This is a genomic window from Bacillus sp. PPSBB_2 (assembly GCF_045291115.1).
GTDB lineage: Bacteria > Bacillota > Bacilli > Bacillales > Bacillaceae_G > Bacillus_A > Bacillus_A cereus.
On sequence record NZ_CP147983.1, the window covers coordinates 4,209,806 to 4,231,164 of the forward strand.

Here is a 21,359-nt window from a genome sequence, read left to right on the forward strand (position 1 = left end):
TCAATCTTTTTAAGGTAGCTAAAAAGAAAAAGCGCATGGAATCCCGTACACTTTTTTACTTAATCTGTAAATACGGCGGCAATTGTTGCAACTGCTCCTTATCCTTTTCACGTTCTCTACGTGCCCATCTAAAGAATACATAGCCTATAATTGTACCGTACACTATTTCCTGGACAATTTTCATTATGATACCACCAGTTTGCTGATCTTGTACGACTGGCATCCAGTGCAAAAATTCTGGTCCCGTTATATTTAAATCTGATAAAGTGCCCGCTGGTACACATAGTTCCATCGCTTTCATCCAAGCAGCCGGATCCGTATACGTTGCAAATAACGGGGCTGTCGCAAAAATGATTAACGCACATGCAGGCGTTAATAATATGCCGTTAGCAAACATATAACCAAGTTTCTTTATATCACTTAACGTTTGATATTCTGGTAATGGATTTAACATCGGCCACCACATCATGATTGCTGTAAAAAACAATATAGCGAGACAAATAGGATGAGCTATTTGACTTTGTTTTACCGTATCAAAAACAACTGGTAAATGATAAAAAGAAAACAGGCCGTTAAATACGAATAACGCAATAAACGGTTTAGCAAATGCCTTTAATATAATTTGAACAAACTTAAAAGAAGTAATGTAACGATATAACCAAATTGGTATACCAAGCAACAGTAACGGTGGAACTGCAATATACATGACTGCCATTTCAAACATATGAGCACTAAATATAATATGGCCAATTAAATCAATAGGCCCTCCCTTTACAAAATACAAAAGAACAATACCAGTCGTAAAATAAAAAATTTGCTTCTTACTTACCTTCGTCGCATTTTCAAATCGCATTCTATATGGCCCAATAATTAAGAAGTACCCAATAAGAATCGAAAGCATAAATAATAAAAAGATTGGACTCCATAAAGCCTGAAAACCAAATATCCACAAGTTACTCATTTTCACACCTACCTTCGTAAGGTTATCTCATAATATGAAGAGGGAGCTGTGACAACACAAGCTCCCTTATTTTTCACTTTTCAAATCCACACGATTGTCATAAAAGCTAAAATTGTAATTAACCCTATTAGCAGACCAGAGTAAAGAAAGAAACTTGCTGCTTCATGTCCTTTATGACTCATATGCATAAAATAATACAATTGAAAAATTACTTGTACCACTGCTAATAGTAAAATAAACGGTACAGAGAAAATCGGACTAAAAGTTTTTGGATACGCCACCGCTACAAATGCAACTAATGTTAAAAAAATCATTAATGCAAACGTAATAACTTGATGCCTCATTTCCTCCGCACTTTTTCTCTTCCGATAAACAAGATCAACTTTAGGATTATTCGTTTGCTTTATCGCCATTGTTTATCCCACCATTCCCATTAAATATACTACAGTGAAAATAAACACCCAAACTACGTCAATAAAGTGCCAATAAATCGATGCAACATAAAACTTCGGTGCATTGTATAAATTTAGACCTCTCTTCACATTTCTAAAGATTAATGTTAAAATCCAACATAACCCAAACAATACGTGGAGTCCATGTGTACCAACAAGAGCATAAAACGCAGAGCCAAACGCACTACTTCTCATAGTATGCTTAAATTCATGTGTATAATGATAAAACTCATATATCTCAAATCCTAAAAACCCTAAACCTAGCAATACTGTTACTAGTAACCAAAGCTGCATTTTCTTAAAGTTAAAGTTTTTCATGTGATACATCGCATATACACTCGTTAAGCTACTCGTTAATAAAAGCATCGTCATAATGAAAACGAGTGGCATTTGGAACATCTCTTGAGATGTTGGTCCACCATTTGTAGAATTCTTTAACGCTAAATATGTTCCGAATAAGGAAGCGAACAACACTGTTTCGCCTCCAAGAAATAACCAAAAACCGACAAACTTATTTTTCCCTTCAAGGGTTGCTTTTTCAGGCTCTGCTGGAAATGTTTCATTCGTTAATTTTTCATCTACATGCATTATGCCTTGCCCCCCTTATCCTCTAAATCTTCTTTATGAATATGATACCCATGATCATCAATTACTGAACGTAGGAACATTGTGCCAAATGTAATGATTAAACCAATAATTGCTACTAATAACCAGAACTTATCTTTTCCGCCCTGCATATACATCGCACCAAATGCCGCTATAAACAATCCGAAAGAAATGACAAATGGTGAAAACGAAGGATTTGGCATATGAATATCACCAACTGGTTCCGCTGCTGTCATTTCTTTATTACCTTCACGTTTTTCAATCCAAAACGGATCTAATCCGCGAACAAATGGTAATTGTTTAAAGTTATATTCTGGTGTCGGTGCTGGCATTGTCCATTCTAATGTACGTGCATCCCACGGATCACGACCAGCTTTTTCTTTTGATACTGTCGTTTTAATTACATTGAATAGAAGAACAATCGTTCCAAGAGCCATAAACACCGCTCCGATGGAACTAATCATATTCCCCATTTCCAACCCTTGCCCTTCAAGATATGTGTAGTAACGGCGTGGCATACCAATCAAGCCAAGGAAATGCTGAATAAAGAAAGTTAAATGGAAGCCGATAAAGAATAGCCAAAACGTTATCTTTCCTAATGTTTCATTTAATACTTTATTAAACATCAGTGGCCAATAATAATGAGCTCCTGCAAGTAAACCAAATACAACACCGCCAACGATTACATAATGAAAATGCGCTACTACGAAATAGTTATCATGAAATTGATAATCAGCTGGTGCAGATGCTAGCATAACCCCTGTAACTCCACCCATTACGAATGATGGAATGAAAGCTACTGCCCACATCATTGGTGTCGTAAAACGAATACTTCCGCCCCACATTGTAAAGAGCCAGTTGAATATTTTGATACCCGTCGGAACCGCAATCGCCATTGTTGCGACTGAGAAAATAGCATTAGCAACTGGACCAAGTCCAACAGTAAACATATGGTGCGCCCATACCATAAATCCTAAAAATCCAATTAATACAGTCGCAAACACCATCGATGAATAACCAAACAATCGTTTTTTCGAAAATGTTGCGAAGATTTCTGAGAATATTCCGAAAGCTGGGAGTATAAGAATGTATACTTCTGGATGACCGAAAATCCAGAATAAATGCTCCCATATAATTGTATTCCCGCCCAATGCCGGATTAAAGAAACTTGTTCCAAATAAACGATCTAACATTAAAAGTCCTAATCCTACAGTTAACGGCGGAAAAGCGAATAATATAAGCGAAGATGTTACAAATGTTGTCCATGTAAACATCGGCATACGCATATACGTCATTCCTGGAGCGCGCATATTAATAATGGTTACAAGGAAGTTAATTCCTCCAATTAGTGTACCAATACCTGAGATTTGCAAGCCGAGTACATAGAAATCAACACCATGACCTTTAGAGGCTAAAGCTAAAGATGCATAAGATGTCCATCCTGCATCAGGTGCTCCACCTAAAAACCAACTTAAATTTAAAAATACTCCACCAAAGAAAAATAACCAAAATCCGAGTGAATTCAAAAACGGGAACGCTACATCACGTGCACCAATTTGAAGTGGTACAGCGGCGTTCATAAATGCAAACACGAGTGGCATAGCTGCGAGGAAAATCATTGTTGTACCGTGCATCGTTAATACTTGATTATAAGCATCCCCAACAAGAAAAGCGTTGTTAGGAATCGCTAATTGAAGGCGAATAAATAGAGCTTCTATTCCGCCTATTACAAAAAACAATCCACCTGCAATTAAATAGAGAATGGCAATCTTTTTATGGTCTACTGTCGTTAAATAATCCCATATGACAGCACCCATCCCCTGTTTTTTTGCTACAGAACTCACGTTTTCAACCTCCCCTTCGCGAATAGTCCCTCTTTACTTTTCAACTTTTAACGTTTGTAAGTATGCATTTAATGCATCAATTTGATCATCCGTTAAGTTGCCATATTTGCCAGTCATTTTGTTTCCTGGCTTCATATTTTCAGGATCTTTCAGCCATTTTTTTAAGTTTTCTTCATTGTTTTCGGCAATACCGGCAACCATATCGCGATCCGCAAAGTTTGCTAAGTTTGGTGCGATACGAGCGGAAGGTGGTCTACTATCATTAGATCCAACTGCGTGACAACCAATACAGCTTTTATTAAATATTTCTTGGCCCTCTTGCGCCTTTGTTGAAGCTACTTCTTTCTTCCCATCAATCTTCTTCATATCAGCAAGCCATTTTTTGTACTCGCTTTCATCTAAAGCTTTCACTTTAAATTGCATTAAAGAATGTGATGGGCCGCAAAATTCTGTACAAAAACCATTATAAGTGCCCGATTTATCTGCCTTTAACCACATTTTGTTCACATTGTCTGTATTTGTATCCATTTTCCCTGCTAAAGATGGAACCCAAAATGAGTGTTTAATATCGGCACCCTTCAAATTTAAATACACTTTCTTACCTGTGGGGATGACCAAATCTTGCGAAGTTACTATCTTTTCTGATTTATAAGAAAATTCCCACCAATAAAGATTCGCTGTTACATCAACAACGATAGTATCTTTATCAATATTCTTTTTCTCCATCGCACTTACATCAGCAAGTTTGAATGTATATGTAACTGTTGGAACAGCTAAGATTAGTAAAAGAATAATCGGAATAACTGTCCATATAATTTCTAGCTTGTGATTCCCTTCAACTTGCTCTGGAATATAATCTTCCTGACCTTTCTTTTGTCGGAAACGCACAATTACATATAAGAAAATAATAGTAACTACTAGTACTACTCCTACCATGATTGCACTCGCCAGTAGAAGTAAATCATATTGCATTTTTGCTACTTCTCCTTGCGGAATTAAAGTAGATTGAAAGGCTTTACCGCATCCCCCTAACAGTAAAGCCAGCAGTGAAACGAACGAAAGCAGTCGCCACTGTTTCTTCATACAAACAACCCCCACTTTCCTTGTGAATTAGATTGTACTTTATAGTTAAGTAAAGTAAATCTCAACGTAAAGAAATCCAATTATGTCGTTGTCTTAGAAGAATGTAACTACAATCATTGATACAAATAAGATTGTTAAATAATTTAGGGAATAAACAAACATTTGCACGGACCATTTGATGTCATCTTTCTTACGGAAGCCATAAAATCCTAAAACGATCCATCCGATGTTAAGCAGTGTTGCAATTACCATAAATGTTATCCCTAGTCCACTCATATAAAATGGTAGTGGTAATAAACATACTGTCCAAATCATAATTTGGCGTTTCGTAATTTCAAATCCATGAACTACAGGAAGCATTGGAATTCCTGCATTTCGATATTCATCAACACGTTTCATTGCTAATGCAAGGAAATGTGGGATTTGCCAAATAAACATAATTAAAAATAACATCCAAGCAATTGGATGGCCTAAAGATGGATCGATTGCTGCCCATCCAATTAAAGGAGGAACTGCACCAGATATACTACCTACAACAGTATTTAGTGTATACTTTCTCTTTGTCCATAAACTATATAGAACAACATATGTGAAAGCACCAATAAATCCCATTAAGACTGCCATTGGTGTTGTTAATAATAAAAATACAAAACCAAGAAGTAATATGACTAGTCCAAATGTAAGTGCAAATCCTGGTTTATACTTTCCAGTAACCGTTGGACGGGTCTTTGTTCTTTCCATTAATGGATCGATGTCTCGATCAATGTAGTTGTTTAAACAACATACCCCTGCCATAACTAATCCAGAACCAACGATTGTAAAGAATAACTTATCCAGATTGTCCATTACACTTAATCCATTAAAGTGTAATGCCAACCAAAATCCTGTAAATACAGTAAGTGTATTTGAGTTTACAATCCCCATTTTAACGAGTGCTTTTAAATCTTGTAACCGAGTTGTTTCCGGTACACTTGTAACAGCGGACTCATCATGCAGCTCACTTGTTGCATGGTTCATCACTCTAACCCCCTCTTAAAACTTTCATCTTTCTTTTTGCGCATATTTCAAATGAAATAATTCGCTTCTATATAGCAATATTATTACAGTAGAAACATTGTTAACCCATTCTACTACTAATCTACGCTCATACTCCAATATATTAAATCATATTTCCCGAACATTTTGTGAAGAAAACATGAACTTTTTGTGTCGAATATAAAAAACTTCATTCTGACTTGTCCTTATCATAACATGATGTTACCTTCTATAATAAACTATTTTGTCCTATTTAACACGTATTCTCCCCATTTCTTTTCAAAATAGCCTATTTTTCACCCAAAATTTTCCTTAGGAACCCTGTTTTTACACCTGTTTTCTCCCCATTTCCTTCCTCCTCCATTTCTTTGCTATTTTATTATTTTTTATATATCATAGGAACTAGCGCGTTTTATTCTATACATAATGGAATGAAAATATTTCGCAATAACTTCATAGCAGAAAGATGGTGAAAGAGATTGCAACGCTTTATTAAATGGTTAGCAGTCATTACAAGCCTTGATTTATTAATAGTTTTATTAGGAGGCGCTTTAGTTACAAAAACAGGTTCTGGTCAAGGTTGTGGTAAATCATGGCCACTTTGTAACGGTGAATTTGTTCCATCTAATTTATCAATGGAAACTATTATTGAACTTAGCCACCGATTAACATCAGGATCAGCTGGAATTCTTGTCACTCTCCTTTGTATTTTGTCCTGGAAATATTATAAACATGTGCGTGAAACAAAAACGTTAGCAATTTTATCCTTCGTATTTTTAGTTGCACAAGCATTAATGGGAGCAGCAGCAGTTGTTTGGGGCCAAATGCCCGCTGTACTTGCTATCCACTTCGGTATTTCCTTAATTTCATTTGCTTCTGTCATTTTATTAACGTGTCTTATCTTTGAAATTGACCAAAAATTTGATGCACGTTCACTTATTATGGACAAAAAAATGAAATTTCATATTTATGGTGTAACAATTTACAGTTATATCGTCGTCTACACAGGCGCTTTAGTACGTCACGAACGAGCTAGCTTAGCCTGTCCAGACTTTCCTTTATGTAGCAAAAACAGACCTATGCCAACTCAACTACATGAATGGGTTCAAATGGGCCATAGAGTTGCAGCGATGTTAATTTTCGCTTGGATACTATACGCGATGATTCTCGCTATTCGCCATTACAAACAGCAACCTGTCGTATATTGGGGATGGATCATTTCATTTATCCTTGTTACACTTCAAGCTGTAGTAGGAGTTTTAGTTGTATTTACAAACGCTAGTTTAGCGATGGCATTGTTACATTCTCTATTTATTTCTTGCTTGTTTGCTGTACTATGCTATTTAGTTATGTTAGGAACAAGAAGTAAAGTGAATGCAAAAGAAGCTGCATCAACTTCTAAACAAACAAAATAATATAAAACTAAAATTCCTTGCCGAATTGGCAAGGGATTTTTTTGCAATAAAAAAAGAGCTGTATTTACACAGCCCTTTTTTTATTTTAGTGATCTAATTCAATAAGTAAATCACCCGTTTGAATTGCATCACCATCGTTAACATATACTTTCTTCACTTTACCATTGAACGGCGCTTGAACTGTCGTTTCCATTTTCATCGCTTCTGTAATTGCCATAGAATCGCCTTTTTTCACTTCGTCGCCTTCTTTTACAACTACTTTAATTACCGTTCCTGGCATCGTTGCACTAATATGATTTGGATTCTCACGGTTTCCTTTCACACGTTGTGCAACTGTTGCTTTTACACTCTCATCTTTCACGATAATTTCACGTGGTTGACCGTTGAATTCCAAGTAAAGAACACGGTTTCCATCCGGCTGAGGTTCTCCAATTGATACTAGTTTAACCATCAATGTTTTACCCTGTTCAATTTCTACATCAATTTCTTCACCTAGTCTCATACCATAGAAGAACGTCGGTGTATCAAGTACAGATACATTTCCATAAAGCTCAGCAACTTTTTCATAATCCATAAATACTTTTGGATATAAAGCATATGCCACTACATCAAAAATCGTTACTTCGCGTCCAAGTTTATGGAATAATTCTTCTTTTAACGCTTCGAAATCTACTGGCTCTAGTAATTCACCTGGTCTTACTGTTAATGGCTCTTTCCCTTTTAAAATAATCTTTTGTAATTCTTTCGGGAAACCACCGTACGGTTGACCTAAATCACCAGAGAACATTTCAACAACAGACCCTGGGAAGTCCATCGCATGTCCACGCTCTAAAACATCTTGTTCTGTCAGATGGTTCTGAACCATAAATAATGCCATATCACCAACAACTTTTGATGATGGCGTTACTTTTACAATATCTCCAAACATGTCATTCACACGGCGGTACATTACTTTCACTTCATCGAAGCGATCTCCTAAACCAACCGCCTTCGCTTGTTGCTGAAGATTACTATACTGCCCACCCGGCATTTCATGCATATATACCTCTGTATGCGGCGCATTCATACCACTTTCAAACGGTGCATAGTATTTGCGTACATCTTCCCAATAATGAGATAGTTTTTCTAAAGAATCTATATTAACATCTGGTTGTCTTTCGTTTCCACCTAATGCATAGTATAGCGTGTTCGCACTTGGTTGTGACGTTTGACCAGCCATAGAACTCACTGCTACATCGACGATATCAACACCCGCTTCAATTGCCTTCGTATACGTTAATATACCATTTCCACTCGTATCGTGCGTGTGCAGATGAATTGGAATCGACACTGTCTCTTTTAATGCAGAAACTAAATCATATGCTGCATTTGGTTTTAGTAAGCCCGCCATATCTTTAATACCTAAAATGTGAGCTCCTGATGCTTCTAACTCTTTTGCTAAATTTTTATAGTAATTTAAATCATATTTACTACGCAGTGGATCATGAATATCCCCTGTGTAGCACATTGTTGCTTCTGCAATTTTACCAGTGTCTCGTACAGCGTCAATTGCAACTCTCATGCCTTCCACCCAGTTTAAGCTATCAAAAATACGGAATACATCAATGCCTGCTTGAGCAGAACATTCCACAAATTTTTGAATTAAATTATCTGGATAGTTTTTGTATCCAACTGCGTTTGAAGAACGAAGTAACATTTGGAATAACACGTTCGGCATTTTTTCACGAAGATCTAGTAATCGTTCCCATGGATCTTCTTTTAAGAAACGATACGCAACGTCAAATGTTGCACCGCCCCACATTTCCGCTGAGAATAGGTTCGGTAACATTCTCGCTGTTGGCTCCGCAATTTGATGTAAATCTTTTGTACGAATACGAGTTGCAAGTAATGACTGGTGTGCATCACGGAATGTTGTATCCGTTAAAAGTACACGCTTTTGATCCTGTACCCATTTTACTAATCCGTCCGCTCCACGCTCGTCCAAAATTTGTTTCGTTCCATTTTGGATTGGCTCTGAATGTTTTAAACATGGAATACGAGCATCTGGGAATATTGGTTTTTCTTTTTTACCTACCCCTGGGAAACCATTTACTGTTACTGTACCAATGTAATTTAACATTTTCGTTCCACGGTCTTTACGTTTCGGGAACAAGAACAATTCAGGTGACGCATCGATAAATGAAGTATCATATTCTCCTGATAAGAAGTTTTTATGTTTTACTACATTCTCTAGGAATGGAATATTTGTTTTAATACCACGAATACGGAATTCTTTTAAGTTACGTTCCATTTTTGCAGCAGCTTGCTCAAAAGTAAGTGCCCAAGTTGTAACTTTTACAAGTAAAGAATCGTAGTACGGTGTAATAACTGCACCTTGGAAGCTATTTCCTGTATCAAGACGTACACCAAAACCACCGCCTGATCGATACGCCATAATTTTTCCTGTATCCGGCATAAAATTATTTAGCGGATCTTCAGTTGTTACACGAGATTGAATTGCAAATCCATGTACAACTACTTCCTCTTGCTTCGGAACACCTACCATTTTGCTATGTAATGCATGTCCATCAGCTATTAAAATTTGTGATTGAACAATATCTACTCCCGTAATCATTTCTGTAATCGTATGTTCTACTTGAACACGTGGATTTACTTCAATAAAGTAAAACTCATCATCTTTTACAAGGAATTCTACTGTTCCTGCATTTAAATAATTTACATTTTTCGTTAACTTCACAGCAGCATCACAAATACGCTGACGCAGATCATCTGAAAGTGATACACTCGGTGCAATTTCTACAACTTTTTGATGACGACGTTGTACAGAACAGTCACGCTCGTATAAATGAACAACATTGCCTTCTTCATCTGCTAAAATTTGTACTTCTATATGTTTAGGTTTTTCAACGAATTTTTCGACGTAAACTTCATCATTACCAAAGGCTGCTTTCGCTTCTGATTTCGCTCGATTATATGATTCTCCTAATTCCTCACTAGTACGCACAATACGCATACCACGACCGCCACCCCCAAGGGATGCTTTAATAATAATCGGGTAATCATACTTTTCAGCAAATTTTTCGACTTCTTCTAATGAATTTACTGGACCATCACTACCAGGTATAACTGGAATTTGTGCTAGCTGCGCTTGTGTTCTTGCTTTCACTTTATCTCCAAACATATCTAAATGCTTACTTTTCGGACCGATAAAGATAATTCCTTCTTCTTCACAACGTTTAGCGAATTGAATATTTTCTGACAAGAAACCATATCCAGGGTGGATTGCATCTACATGATTACTTTTTGCAATCTCAATAATGCCTTCAATATCTAGATAAGCATCAATTGGTTTTTTTCCTTCCCCAACTAAATAGGACTCATCGGCTTTATAGCGATGATAAGAACCACTATCCTCTTTAGAATAGATTGCAACTGTTTTTAATCCAAGTTCCGAACAAGCTCGAAACACACGAATTGCAATCTCTCCACGGTTAGCTACCAATACTTTTTGAATACGTTGCAGCTTTGTCATGATTTTCCCCCTCTACTTTCCTACCACTCTAGAGATAAAATATATACACACCTTAAAAAGCGTGAAGTTCTTCACTTTCCACATTATATTATACTTAGAAAGCTTCACTTTATTTTTATCCATCATACCTTATTTTTTAACAAATGATAAGTTTTCTGTGCAATTTGTTTCACAAAAATAGTATAGCATACCTCTTCCTTTTCTAACAACTTAATTGTATATCACATTAAACTAAATGTGATATATTGTTTAACCGAAAGATATATTAATACATCACATTTAAAACTACTTAAAAATAAAAACACATTATGCTCTAAAGCATAATGTGTTTTTATTTTACAACTACAAGATGTGGTCCATTTTGTTCTCTTTCTTTCATTAGACCATTCTGTTGTTTCTCTTGTCGTTTCACGTGACTAGCAATATTGAGTAGTATCCCCATCGCAAGTAGATTAGCTAATAAAGAACTACCACCGTAACTGACAAACGGTAATGGTACTCCGGTAAGTGGTATTACTCCAGACATACCACCAACATTAATAAACGTTTGAACTCCAAACAAGCTTGCAATTCCGATAGCTATTAAACTTCCAAATGGATCTGTACACTTTTGTGCGACTCTAAATGATCGAATAATTATAAGCAATAAACAAATCAAAATGATTGCTACGCCTATAAAACCAAGTTCTTCCGATATAATTGCCATAATAAAATCCGTTTGTGGTTCTGGTAAATAACCATACTTTTGCACACTATTTCCTAATCCCCTACCATTAAGCCCTCCAGAAGCAATTCCAATAAATGAATTTACCAATTGGAATCCATCCTTTTGAGGATCATTAAACGGATCAAGGAAAACAGAAAAACGTGCCTTTTGATATGGATTTAATGCATAATTGCCAAGAAGATATAGTGCCGGAATCCATACTATAGAAGTTAAAGCAATTCGTTTAATCCATAAGTTAACCTGTACTCCCGAACAAAGGAACATAATTCCTACTGTTCCTGCAATTAACAAATCAGTACCTAAATCATTTTGCTTTAATATTAAAAACATGATTATACCAACACCAATGAGTACTGGACCTGACCCTTTGAAAACAGGTGTATTCGTTTCTTGTCTTTTCGCAAAAAAATGAGCTAATATGAGGATAACCGTTATCTTTACAAATTCCGCAGGCTGTATTCCAAATATCCATCCGTTTGCACCGTTTACTGACTTAGTGAAAAAGGCAGCTGCAGCTAATAAAGCAACACTAGCACCGTAACTCCCCAACAAAAAAATTCGTTTTCTCCAAACTTTATATGGGATAGTAGCAATAATTATTAATACTATTGTCCCAGCAACTAAAGTAATTAATTGTCTTTTAAAAAAGAAATTTGCTGGTTTATCAAATCGCGAAATCGCAACAATGGAACTAGAACTATATACCATTATTACCCCCAGCACACATAAGATAACAAGAGGAAGTAACAATGAATAATCCATTGATTTCCATACTTTTTTCATTTCATTTCCTCTTTCTGTTTCAATTTAATTATTGTTGTATTCCATATGTACATTGATTCTTCCTGCTTTATTATACAAATAAAAAGCTCAAACTAATTTAGTTTGAGCCCCCTTATTTGAACCCGTTATTGTTGTTTGTTTGTAAATGCTTCATGAAGTGCAGATAACTCACGTTCGAGCTCACCTAACATTGCTTTCCCTTGTTCTTCTGCAATAAGACCAAGGCGAACTGCAAAATCGACCTCGCGGGATAGTCCAAACATTTGTGTGTCTAACACTTCTTCATATAATGGACATTGCGGCATTGTAAGATGGTCCATTTGCACCTTAATAAGTCTTAAAATCTTCTCTGCATCCGCTTGTAGAAGGGCTAGTGCCTTTTCCTGATGATTTGCTACTGTCTCAGACGCCAAATTGATTCCCTCCGTTTCCGTCCTACTCTCCTCTATCCTATCTATTAATATTAGCGATAGTTTTAATAAATTGCAATAGAAACATTTTTTGTGACAACAGTGTCTAATACTATTATACTGAAAAGTGGGAGTATAACACAAATGGGGGAACAACAATGAGCGAAATTTTATTTATTAACGGAAAAGTACGTTTTCCAATCACTATTGATCCAACTGTTTGGATCTTTGATGATCGAAAAGTAGATTTGACAACTTACTTTGATGAAACTAGAGAAAACACGTCTGAACTAGAAACTTATTTAAAAAACACTTCAGAACATTGGGATCGCGAAATTCGTGATGGTGCCGCTTTTCCTCCAATACAACAAAGTGTGAAGAAATATAAAAAAGAACAGCTGATTACTGGAACATTTGGTATACCATTTCATCCATTCCTTGCTAACGCTGAAATTTTAGAGGACGCTACGCAAGTTGAAATTGAAACGGTAGATCATACAATGACACTTCCATTAGAAACTGTCAAAAATGCTATACTAGGCTTTTCAAAAGAAGGAAAACCATTAAAAGAAGACGGGCCTGTTCATCTCTATTTCAATGATGGATCTAATCAACAAAATCCAATCCGTAACATCCGTAAATTTACAATTATTTAAAGAAAAGGAGTGAGCTTAAGCTCACTCCTTTTTACAATAAATCTGCTGCTAGTTGAGCTAAATTAGATCGCTCTCCTTTAACAAACTTCACATGACCACTAATACGCTGTTCTTTAAACTTCTCTACAACATACGTTAAGCCATTATTATATTCATCTAAATATGGGTGATCAATTTGCTGAGGATCTCCCATCAATACAATCTTACTCTTTTCCCCTACCCTAGTTAATATCGTTTTCACTTCATGCTTTGTTAAATTTTGTGCTTCGTCAATGATAATGAACTGATCTGGAATACTTCTCCCGCGTATATAAGTAAGGGCTTCTACTTCAATCGAACCCATTCCAGCTAGAATAGCATCTAACTCTCCTGGCTTTTTCGTATTAAATAAATACTCTAGGTTATCAAAAATTGGCTGCATCCATGGTCTTAATTTTTCTTCTTTTTCTCCTGGTAAATAACCGATATCTTTTCCGACTGGAACAATTGGTCTTGCCACAAGTAATTTTTTATATAACCCTAAGTCTTCTGTTTGCATAAGTCCCGAAGCTAACGCAAGTAACGTTTTTCCTGTGCCGGCTTTCCCCGTTAACGTTACAAGCGGAATATCTTCACGAAGCAACAATTCTAATCCCATAATTTGCTGCACGTTTCGTGGTCGTATCCCCCACACTTGTTCATTGTGAAAAATAAGTTTCTTTACCTTCTTCCCTAAGTGATCCACAATGCCAAGCGCAGAACTAGAGCCCCCTAATGCATCTTTCATTACTACAAATTGATTTGGGTAAAAAGGATGATTCGCAATTTCAGATAGAGGCAATTCACCTTTCTCATAAAAATAATCCAATTGTTCTTTTGATATATATCCTTCTAAAAAACCAGAATATATATTTTCTACTTCAATTACGCGATCACTTAAATAATCTTCAGCCTTCAAACCAATTGCATCAGCTTTTACCCTTACGAGTACATCTTTACTTACTAAAATAACAGACTTCCCGTCCTCTTTTTCCTGTTCTTCTAAAGATAGATTTTTTGCTACAGCTAAAATTCGATTATCATTTGTTTTTTCTACAAAAATATCTTGTAGTTGCACAAATGAACGATGGTTCAATTCAATACGAAATGTTCCGCCGTTTTCTAGCGGGATACTTTCATGCAGCTTTCCTATTTCACGAAATTTATCTATTAACTTAGATACATAACGAGCGTTTCTTCCTACTTCATCCATATAACGTTTTTTCGAATCAACCTCTTCTAATACAACTGCTGGAATCACTACTTCATTGGTTTCAAATGAAAAAATAGATAAAGGATCCTGCAAAAGTACATTCGTATCTAACACATAAATTTTATCCAACCTGTTACCCCCTGACTCCACTTTTAAATTTGTAGAACAAGGGTTTCATCCATACAATATGGACGAACCATTGTTATAATTATATGTACCGTGTAAACGAGGTAGAATCGAAAATCATAGTCATTAAACCTTTTATTTATTCTTTATTCATTTCTATTCAATATATTACTTTTTATTATAATTATTAACGTTAAATCACAATAACCGACTACAAAAGTGAATAAACGAATTTCTTATTTAGCATCTTTATAATTCTCTTATCCCTACTAAGACTTCGTTATCCAGCTTTTTCGCTGCCCGAAGATCATATGTTTTTTCATATGTTGGTTCAATTGCAAGTTTCGCTCCATAAAACATAACATCACGCACTTCTTGCACCTTTACTTCTATTACAGTTAATTTTAGAGAAATACCTTCCATTCTATCTGTCAAAATTTCACCTGCACCACTTATAGAAAATACGGATTCATTCGCCATTATAGTCAATACCACACCTGTATTATGACGTATATTTTCCACAATACGTGAACGTTGATCTACTGCAAATCGAATACTAGTTTTACTCACTGCATACACCCAAGAAATAGCACTTACGTTAGGAACTTGTTTTTCGAAATCTGTCGTTGCTATCATAACAATACACTCTTTACGCAACGTTTGTACTAAATCCTCTGTTAAGGTAGGCTCTACTACATTCGCCATATTTTCACCTCCAAATATACTTGGTATATCCTTATCATAACTTATTTTTCGAATTGCGAAAATATTATTTTTTCCCACTATTATTCAAAAACATTATACTTCCATGATATACTTATACTGATAGAATTCGTATTGAGGTGACGAAATGAGAGTCAAATGTATGATTTGTGATAAAAAAGATATGTTAGATGATGAAAATCCTATGGCAAAAAAACTGCGTAATCGCCCTATTCATACATATATGTGCATGGAATGTTCGGAACGAATTGCAGAGCGTACAATGGAACGTCATGCAAGTGGTAATTTCCGATTGTATCGTGATAAAAAAATCGAAGATGATTGGTAAAATGTAAATAAGTCCTTACTCATATAGATAAGGACTTATTTATATTTTTCTGGTTCACGATTCATCTGATCCAAAAAACAATCAATGGCTTCTAACGGAAACCTTGCAGATTTCCGTTCTCCATTTATTTCATATGTAATTAAATACATTTCCTCGTTCTTTTCGACTTCCACATTTCTTAATTTATGTTCTTCATATACCATATTTTGAAATAACAAATATGTTTCTTTTGCAGCACTATCATCTGGACGTGCTTCCGCAACTGTTTTAATTGTTAACCAATTATATAGTGCATCTTGTACTGAACGCATGAAAACTCCCCTTTCTTATCCTGCTTTTTGTTGTTTCGCTTGACGCAAACGCAGTCTATAAATTCCAAGTACAATTGCCGCTACAACAAGTCCTTCTCCAACAGGTAAAAACACAGCAAAAAAGGTTAATACTGTGCATCCAATTGCTAATGATATATATATCACAATATTTTTTAGTACAGACAACTTTCTAGCAAACCCTAAATTATAAACGAGAGCACTTAATATAATAATCGTCCCATAAAGTAACCACATTCCTAACTCTGGATTTTCATCTACCTTACACAATTTTGCAAAAAAAGACATCCTTTCTAACACACTCTTCCCCCCTAGCAGTAAAATGCAATTTTCTTTATACACTTAATACAAGAGTAACTCGCAAAAAAAATACTGTCCACAAAAAAGAGTAAATATTCTAAAAAAATAAACAAAATAAAAAAACAACGCCCTTTATAAAGGGCGTTGTTTTTTTATTTTTACGCTTCAACAGATTTCTTTTTCTTAGCAGCTCTTTCGCGCTCACTCTTATCAAGAATCTTTTTACGTAGACGAATTGATTCTGGAGTTACTTCACAGAACTCGTCATCGTTTAAGTACTCTAATGATTCTTCTAAAGTCATTAGGCGTGGTTTCTTCATTGTTGAAGTTTGATCTTTCGTCGCAGAACGAATGTTAGTTTGTTGTTTCATTTTCACAACGTTAACTGTTAAGTCGTTCTCACGAGTGTGTTCTCCGACAATCATACCAGCATATACTTCTGTACCTGGTTCAACGAAGATTACACCACGGTCTTCAACTTGCATAATACCGTATTGTGATGCTTTTCCTGTTTCAAGTGAAACTAGAACACCTTGGCGACGTCCACCAACTTGTCCAGCGTGTACTGGTTGGTAGCAATCGAATGTATGGTTTAAAATACCGTAACCACGAGTTAATGTTAAGAATTCTGTTGTGTAACCAATTAAACCACGTGCTGGAACCATGAAAGTAAGGCGAACTTGACCGTTTCCGTTATTCACCATATCTAACATTTCACCTTTACGTGCACCCATAGATTCCATAATAGAACCAGTGTATTCTTCAGGTACATCGATTTGTACGCGCTCTACAGGCTCACATCTTACGCCATCAACTTCTTTAATGATTACTTCTGGCTTAGATACTTGTAATTCATAACCTTCACGACGCATGTTTTCAATTAAGATAGATAAATGTAGTTCCCCACGTCCAGATACGATCCACGCATCAGGAGAATCTGTATTATCTACACGTAAACTTACATCTGTTTCTAATTGTGAACGAAGACGCTCTTCAATTTTACGAGATGTAATGTATTTACCTTCACGACCTGCAAATGGGCTGTTATTTACAAGGAACGTCATTTGTAGTGTTGGCTCATCAATACGTAATAATGGTAACGCATCTTGATGTTCAACTGGACATACTGTTTCACCTACGTTAATGTCTTCCATACCAGAAACGGCTACTAAGTCCCCTGCTTTTGCTTCTTCAATTTCTTGACGTTTTAATCCCATGTAACCGAATAATTTCGTTACGCGGAATTGCTTCACGCTTCCGTCTACTTTCATTAAAGCAACTTGTTGTCCAACCTTCATTGTACCGCGGAATACGCGACCAACTCCAATACGTCCAACGTAGTCGTTGTAATCAAGAAGTGCTACTTGGAATTGAAGTGGCTCTTCGCTGTTATCAATTGGTGCTGGAATATGTTCGATAATTGTATCGAATAATGATTTCATATTCTCTTCTTGATTTGCTGGATTTGAATCTAAGCTTGCTGTTCCGTTCATTGCTGATGCAAATACAACTGGGAACTCTAATTGATCTTCGTTTGCACCAAGCTCAATGAATAAGTCGATTACTTCATCAACTACTTCATCTGGACGAGCGAAGTCACGGTCAATTTTGTTTACAACTACGATTGGAGTTAAGTTTTGCTCAAGAGCTTTCTTTAAAACAAATCGTGTTTGTGGCATACAACCTTCATATGCATCAACAACAAGTAAAACACCATCAACCATTTTCATGATACGTTCTACTTCTCCACCGAAGTCAGCGTGACCAGGTGTATCTAAAATGTTAATTCTTTTATCTTCATAGTGAATCGCTGTATTTTTCGCTAAAATTGTAATACCGCGTTCTCTTTCTAGATCATTTGAATCCATTGCGCGTTCTTCAACGTGTTCGTTCGCACGGAAAGTCCCCGCTTGACGTAATAACTGGTCAACAAGTGTTGTTTTACCATGGTCAACGTGGGCAATAATTGCTATATTACGTAAATCTTGTCGTTTTTTCAACATGTCCAACTCCTAATGTCTTTTTAATCCTTCTCTATTATAAGAGCGAAGGGGATACAATAGCAATTAAAATAAAAGCAAGAATGAAAATATAGTTGTATTCTTACTTTTGTGAAAGTAAAATGAGATTGGAGGGTGAAGAAATGGAACACATTCAATATCGCTTTTTATTAACTGCAATTATCGGTGTTATTTTCTTAATCGGTATCGGCATTATGATTGCTGAAAATAGTCCAATCGGTATTATTATTTGCATTATCGGCACATTTGTTACAGTTGGATACGGTTTTGTAACAAAAAGAAAAATGCGCAAATCACAATAACGCTAAAAAGTAAGAAGCTTATACACAGCCTCTTACTTTTTTTGTTGCTCTCATATAAACGATAACACTTCTTCATACACTCCTGGTTTTGCAACTAACACACTGCTCTTCTCTATGATAGAAAGTGGCGCTCCAGAGAATGTCGTCACCTTACCTCCAACTTCTTCTACAATTATCTGCCCTCCGCCAAAATCCCATGGTGATAATCTCGGCGTTACATATGCATCTATTCTTCCTGTTGCAACGTATACCATCTCTAACGCTGCACAGCCATATGACCTTGTGCCCCTTGCTTTCTTAACAAGTGCCATCATACTTTCCATATTAAGCAATGGATTATCTGTAAGCCATATCGCATTTAAAGCTACAATACCTTGCTCTACAGTTCCTTTTTCCAATGGAGGAATTGATATATCATTACAAAAAGCTCCAGATCCCTTGACTGCATGATATAGTTCATCATGCACTGGATCATATATAAGTCCAATCTTTCCGATACCGTTCTCATAAATCCCAATTGAAATCGCAAAATTTCTTTTTTGATGAACAAAGTTCATCGTGCCGTCAATTGGATCAATTAACCAAACAACCCCGTCAGAAGACGTTATCTCGTCTCCATAACCCTCTTCTCCTAAAATATTATGATTCGGGAATGTTTCTTTAATTTTCCCAATTAAAAACTGTTCTATCTCTCGGTCCATATTTGTAACTAAGTCAGCTGCATTTGATTTTGTTTCTATAATAAGTGCTTTTTTCATTGATGCCATTAAATGCTCTCCTGCATCCCGAATCCACCGTTTGGCGTGTGCATCGATGTCTTTCCATACTTCTTGCATGTTTAAACACTCCGATCTATACTGTTCACAGAAAAAACGAACCCTTTATAAGGTTCGCACCAACTAATTTTTTATACATATACTATTATTACGCTTCTAAACGAATCATTTCAAGTCTTAACACTTCTAACTTTTGTACACACTCTTCTTTTTTCTGGTTATCATCTTCCATCATCGCATCATATAAAGTTGCTAATTCATAATCTAGCTCCAAACGTAGCACCGGTATTCTCTTTTCAGCATCTGTTCTCTTTAACGCATTAATCACCTGTCTCATATTATTTGCCTCCTCCCAATATTCGTCTGCCCTCGGACTAGAATTAATTCAATTTTCTGATTTTTTGTTTTATACTATACTATGTTGGATAAATCATCTATGCAACAAAATTATATTTTTTTATTTAAATTTTTTTGTGCTGTTTTTTTTATGAATAGTACAAGCTATGCTAAAATAAAAGCAAAATAGGAGTTGGAGGAACAATCATGACAATACAAACATTCAAGTCAACTGATTTTGATGTCTTTACAGTTGATGGTCTCGAAGAACGAATGAGTGCAATTAAAACGAACATTCATCCTAAGCTAGAAGCTTTAGGGGAACAATTTGCAGAATACTTATCCAAACAAACTGATGAGAACTTTTTTTATCATGTTGCAAAACACGCACGCCGCAAAGTCAATCCACCAAACGATACTTGGGTTGCTTTTTCAACAAATAAACGAGGATATAAAATGCTACCGCATTTCCAAATCGGCTTATGGGGTACTCATGCCTTCATATACTTTGGTTTAATCTATGAGTGTCCACAAAAAGTTGAGACGGCTCATGCCTTCTTAGAACATTTAAATGATTTAAAAACAAATATTCCAAATGACTTCGTTTGGTCCATTGACCATACTAAACCAAGTGTGAAATTACATAAAACACTTGAAACCGAAGACTTACAAAAGATGATTGAACGATTAGCTACTGTAAAAAAAGCAGAATTATTAGTTGGTATTCATATATCACCAGAGGAGTTTTCAGCAATGACCAACGAACAATTCCTTGCTAAGATTGAATCTACGATGCAATCACTCCTTCCTTTATATGCACTTTGTAATCGATAGTAGAAAACGGACAATTTATATTGTCCGTTTTTAGTTGTTATCACATTATATCACTTCAGTTTTTATTTTTCAAAATATTTTTTACATTTTTACAAGCTTTTGTTCTTCGACTTCTTTTGCCCTTTGAATAGCACGATATATAGAGTATCCACTTACTTCTTGAAATTCTTTATCAATTTTCTTTTCTTCTGCTTTCGATGGAACAATCTCTTTAAAACGACGATATAAACCCATTAACTCTTCTCTTATAATTCCTTTTTCATAAGCTTTCTCAATCGCTTCATAAAACTTCACCATTGTAACCATTTCCTCATTTGACCAATCATAATCTAACGGATATTGATATTCCATTTCGCACCTCATTTATCATTTCTTCTTGTTTCATTATGCTATCTTAAAGAGAATATTTTATTCTTCATTATAGCCACTCTGCATTATACACTATTTATTCATTTTAATGGAATTGTCTTCCTCTATTCATTAGTTGAGGCTAACTATTAAACATACTCACCTTAAAAAGATTTTTTTCTATACATCTATAATTATTGG

The 21,359-nt window shown here is 35.7% G+C and carries 22 protein-coding genes; 5 read left to right on the top strand and 17 right to left on the bottom strand.

Going from position 1 to position 21,359, the window contains the following annotated elements; translation table 11 throughout:
• Positions 1-55: 55 nt before the first annotated feature.
• From ctaG to ctaB, 6 genes are all read right to left on the bottom strand, one after another.
• A complete protein-coding gene (ctaG, locus tag V6946_RS21020) occupies positions 56-961 on the bottom strand; it encodes a cytochrome c oxidase assembly factor CtaG (protein ID WP_366981351.1) in 906 nt (301 codons plus the stop codon).
• 80 nt (positions 962-1,041) lie between these two features.
• Positions 1,042-1,374, bottom strand: a complete 333-nt coding sequence (ctaF, locus tag V6946_RS21025) for a cytochrome c oxidase subunit IVB (RefSeq protein WP_000985706.1) — start codon at positions 1,372-1,374, stop codon at positions 1,042-1,044.
• Between the two features lie 3 nt (positions 1,375-1,377).
• The gene (gene ctaE / locus V6946_RS21030; protein WP_006928264.1) at positions 1,378-2,001 is read right to left on the bottom strand and encodes a cytochrome c oxidase subunit III; all 624 of its coding nucleotides are present in this window, start codon (positions 1,999-2,001) and stop codon (positions 1,378-1,380) included.
• Positions 2,001-3,836: a cytochrome c oxidase subunit I gene (gene ctaD, locus V6946_RS21035; RefSeq protein ID WP_153578907.1), complete on the bottom strand. Its 1,836-nt coding sequence runs from the start codon at positions 3,834-3,836 to the stop codon at positions 2,001-2,003. Before ctaD ends, ctaE begins: the two co-directional genes overlap by 1 nt.
• 60 nt (positions 3,837-3,896) lie before the next feature.
• Positions 3,897-4,946 carry a cytochrome c oxidase subunit II gene (coxB, locus tag V6946_RS21040; protein WP_000745268.1) on the bottom strand — a complete coding sequence of 350 codons (1,050 nt, stop codon included), beginning with the start codon at positions 4,944-4,946 and terminating at the stop codon, positions 3,897-3,899.
• A gap of 93 nt (positions 4,947-5,039) precedes the next feature.
• On the bottom strand, positions 5,040-5,963 hold the full coding sequence (ctaB, locus tag V6946_RS21045) for a protoheme IX farnesyltransferase (protein ID WP_001015058.1): 924 nt from the start codon (positions 5,961-5,963) through the stop codon (positions 5,040-5,042).
• Positions 5,964-6,460: 497 nt separating this feature from the next.
• Between ctaB and ctaA the strand changes: the two genes are divergently transcribed.
• A complete protein-coding gene (gene ctaA / locus V6946_RS21050) occupies positions 6,461-7,396 on the top strand; it encodes a heme A synthase (protein ID WP_001188742.1) in 936 nt (311 codons plus the stop codon).
• A gap of 85 nt (positions 7,397-7,481) precedes the next feature.
• Here ctaA and pyc read toward each other — a convergent pair whose 3' ends face one another.
• The 3 genes from pyc to V6946_RS21065 all read right to left on the bottom strand — a co-directional run bounded on the left by pyc (position 7,482) and on the right by V6946_RS21065 (position 12,851).
• Complete coding sequence (gene pyc / locus V6946_RS21055; protein WP_000164085.1) at positions 7,482-10,928, bottom strand: pyruvate carboxylase; 3,447 nt, start codon at positions 10,926-10,928, stop codon at positions 7,482-7,484.
• 331 nt (positions 10,929-11,259) lie between these two features.
• Positions 11,260-12,438, bottom strand: coding sequence for an FtsW/RodA/SpoVE family cell cycle protein (locus V6946_RS21060; RefSeq protein ID WP_033692897.1), 1,179 nt, complete (start codon positions 12,436-12,438; stop codon positions 11,260-11,262).
• Between the two features lie 125 nt (positions 12,439-12,563).
• The gene (locus V6946_RS21065; RefSeq protein ID WP_000135694.1) at positions 12,564-12,851 is read right to left on the bottom strand and encodes a YlaN family protein; all 288 of its coding nucleotides are present in this window, start codon (positions 12,849-12,851) and stop codon (positions 12,564-12,566) included.
• A 155-nt stretch (positions 12,852-13,006) separates the two neighbouring features.
• On the opposite strand from V6946_RS21065, the gene V6946_RS21070 reads away from it, so the two are divergent.
• Positions 13,007-13,504 carry a hypothetical protein gene (locus V6946_RS21070; RefSeq protein WP_001289809.1) on the top strand — a complete coding sequence of 166 codons (498 nt, stop codon included), beginning with the start codon at positions 13,007-13,009 and terminating at the stop codon, positions 13,502-13,504.
• 31 nt (positions 13,505-13,535) lie between these two features.
• Here the strand turns inward: V6946_RS21070 and V6946_RS21075 are convergent, their stop codons facing one another.
• Positions 13,536-14,864, bottom strand: coding sequence for a PhoH family protein (locus V6946_RS21075; protein WP_000358083.1), 1,329 nt, complete (start codon positions 14,862-14,864; stop codon positions 13,536-13,538).
• Positions 14,865-15,110: 246 nt separating this feature from the next.
• The gene (locus tag V6946_RS21080; RefSeq protein ID WP_000024596.1) at positions 15,111-15,566 is read right to left on the bottom strand and encodes a pyridoxamine 5'-phosphate oxidase family protein; all 456 of its coding nucleotides are present in this window, start codon (positions 15,564-15,566) and stop codon (positions 15,111-15,113) included.
• Between the two features lie 145 nt (positions 15,567-15,711).
• On the opposite strand from V6946_RS21080, the gene V6946_RS21085 reads away from it, so the two are divergent.
• Positions 15,712-15,912 (top strand): YlaI family protein, encoded by a 201-nt coding sequence (locus V6946_RS21085; RefSeq protein WP_002082250.1) that lies wholly within the window; start codon positions 15,712-15,714, stop codon positions 15,910-15,912.
• A gap of 35 nt (positions 15,913-15,947) precedes the next feature.
• On the opposite strand, the gene V6946_RS21090 is transcribed toward V6946_RS21085, so the two are convergent.
• From V6946_RS21090 to typA, 3 genes are all read right to left on the bottom strand, one after another.
• Positions 15,948-16,223 carry a hypothetical protein gene (locus tag V6946_RS21090; protein ID WP_001258151.1) on the bottom strand — a complete coding sequence of 92 codons (276 nt, stop codon included), beginning with the start codon at positions 16,221-16,223 and terminating at the stop codon, positions 15,948-15,950.
• A 15-nt stretch (positions 16,224-16,238) separates the two neighbouring features.
• Positions 16,239-16,541 carry a YlaH-like family protein gene (locus tag V6946_RS21095; protein ID WP_000893662.1) on the bottom strand — a complete coding sequence of 101 codons (303 nt, stop codon included), beginning with the start codon at positions 16,539-16,541 and terminating at the stop codon, positions 16,239-16,241.
• 158 nt (positions 16,542-16,699) lie between these two features.
• Entirely contained in the window at positions 16,700-18,544 is a 1,845-nt protein-coding gene (typA, locus tag V6946_RS21100; protein WP_000914762.1) for a translational GTPase TypA, read from the bottom strand.
• Between the two features lie 140 nt (positions 18,545-18,684).
• Between typA and V6946_RS21105 the strand changes: the two genes are divergently transcribed.
• Positions 18,685-18,864 (top strand): DUF5325 family protein, encoded by a 180-nt coding sequence (locus tag V6946_RS21105; RefSeq protein ID WP_000400127.1) that lies wholly within the window; start codon positions 18,685-18,687, stop codon positions 18,862-18,864.
• Between the two features lie 50 nt (positions 18,865-18,914).
• Here V6946_RS21105 and V6946_RS21110 read toward each other — a convergent pair whose 3' ends face one another.
• The gene (locus V6946_RS21110; protein ID WP_001158701.1) at positions 18,915-19,700 is read right to left on the bottom strand and encodes an inositol monophosphatase family protein; all 786 of its coding nucleotides are present in this window, start codon (positions 19,698-19,700) and stop codon (positions 18,915-18,917) included.
• An 88-nt stretch (positions 19,701-19,788) separates the two neighbouring features.
• Entirely contained in the window at positions 19,789-19,977 is a 189-nt protein-coding gene (locus tag V6946_RS21115; RefSeq protein WP_001250165.1) for a hypothetical protein, read from the bottom strand.
• A gap of 206 nt (positions 19,978-20,183) precedes the next feature.
• On the opposite strand from V6946_RS21115, the gene V6946_RS21120 reads away from it, so the two are divergent.
• A complete protein-coding gene (locus V6946_RS21120) occupies positions 20,184-20,810 on the top strand; it encodes a YktB family protein (protein WP_000155317.1) in 627 nt (208 codons plus the stop codon).
• 81 nt (positions 20,811-20,891) lie between these two features.
• On the opposite strand, the gene V6946_RS21125 is transcribed toward V6946_RS21120, so the two are convergent.
• A complete protein-coding gene (locus V6946_RS21125) occupies positions 20,892-21,161 on the bottom strand; it encodes a UPF0223 family protein (protein WP_000456562.1) in 270 nt (89 codons plus the stop codon).
• Between the last annotated feature and the right edge of the window lie 198 nt (positions 21,162-21,359).

Bases quoted from the DNA above. Each gene is read 5' to 3' on its own strand.
- ctaG (WP_366981351.1), bottom strand. From the start codon at position 961: ATGAGTAACTTGTGGATATTTGGTTTTCAGGCTTTATGGAGTCCAATC.
- ctaD (WP_153578907.1), bottom strand. From the start codon at position 3,836: ATGGGTGCTGTCATATGGGATTATTTAACGACAGTAGACCATAAAAAG.
- V6946_RS21115 (WP_001250165.1), bottom strand. From the start codon at position 19,977: ATGAGACAGGTGATTAATGCGTTAAAGAGAACAGATGCTGAAAAGAGA.
- ctaB (WP_001015058.1), bottom strand. From the start codon at position 5,963: ATGAACCATGCAACAAGTGAGCTGCATGATGAGTCCGCTGTTACAAGT.
- V6946_RS21120 (WP_000155317.1), top strand. From the start codon at position 20,184: ATGACAATACAAACATTCAAGTCAACTGATTTTGATGTCTTTACAGTT.
- V6946_RS21085 (WP_002082250.1), top strand. From the start codon at position 15,712: ATGAGAGTCAAATGTATGATTTGTGATAAAAAAGATATGTTAGATGAT.
- V6946_RS21090 (WP_001258151.1), bottom strand. From the start codon at position 16,223: ATGCGTTCAGTACAAGATGCACTATATAATTGGTTAACAATTAAAACA.
- coxB (WP_000745268.1), bottom strand. From the start codon at position 4,946: ATGAAGAAACAGTGGCGACTGCTTTCGTTCGTTTCACTGCTGGCTTTA.
- V6946_RS21070 (WP_001289809.1), top strand. From the start codon at position 13,007: ATGAGCGAAATTTTATTTATTAACGGAAAAGTACGTTTTCCAATCACT.
- pyc (WP_000164085.1), bottom strand. From the start codon at position 10,928: ATGACAAAGCTGCAACGTATTCAAAAAGTATTGGTAGCTAACCGTGGA.
- V6946_RS21060 (WP_033692897.1), bottom strand. From the start codon at position 12,438: ATGAAAAAAGTATGGAAATCAATGGATTATTCATTGTTACTTCCTCTT.
- V6946_RS21105 (WP_000400127.1), top strand. From the start codon at position 18,685: ATGGAACACATTCAATATCGCTTTTTATTAACTGCAATTATCGGTGTT.
- V6946_RS21110 (WP_001158701.1), bottom strand. From the start codon at position 19,700: ATGCAAGAAGTATGGAAAGACATCGATGCACACGCCAAACGGTGGATT.
- V6946_RS21080 (WP_000024596.1), bottom strand. From the start codon at position 15,566: ATGGCGAATGTAGTAGAGCCTACCTTAACAGAGGATTTAGTACAAACG.
- ctaF (WP_000985706.1), bottom strand. From the start codon at position 1,374: ATGGCGATAAAGCAAACGAATAATCCTAAAGTTGATCTTGTTTATCGG.
- typA (WP_000914762.1), bottom strand. From the start codon at position 18,544: ATGTTGAAAAAACGACAAGATTTACGTAATATAGCAATTATTGCCCAC.
- ctaE (WP_006928264.1), bottom strand. From the start codon at position 2,001: ATGCATGTAGATGAAAAATTAACGAATGAAACATTTCCAGCAGAGCCT.
- V6946_RS21125 (WP_000456562.1), bottom strand. From the start codon at position 21,161: ATGGAATATCAATATCCGTTAGATTATGATTGGTCAAATGAGGAAATG.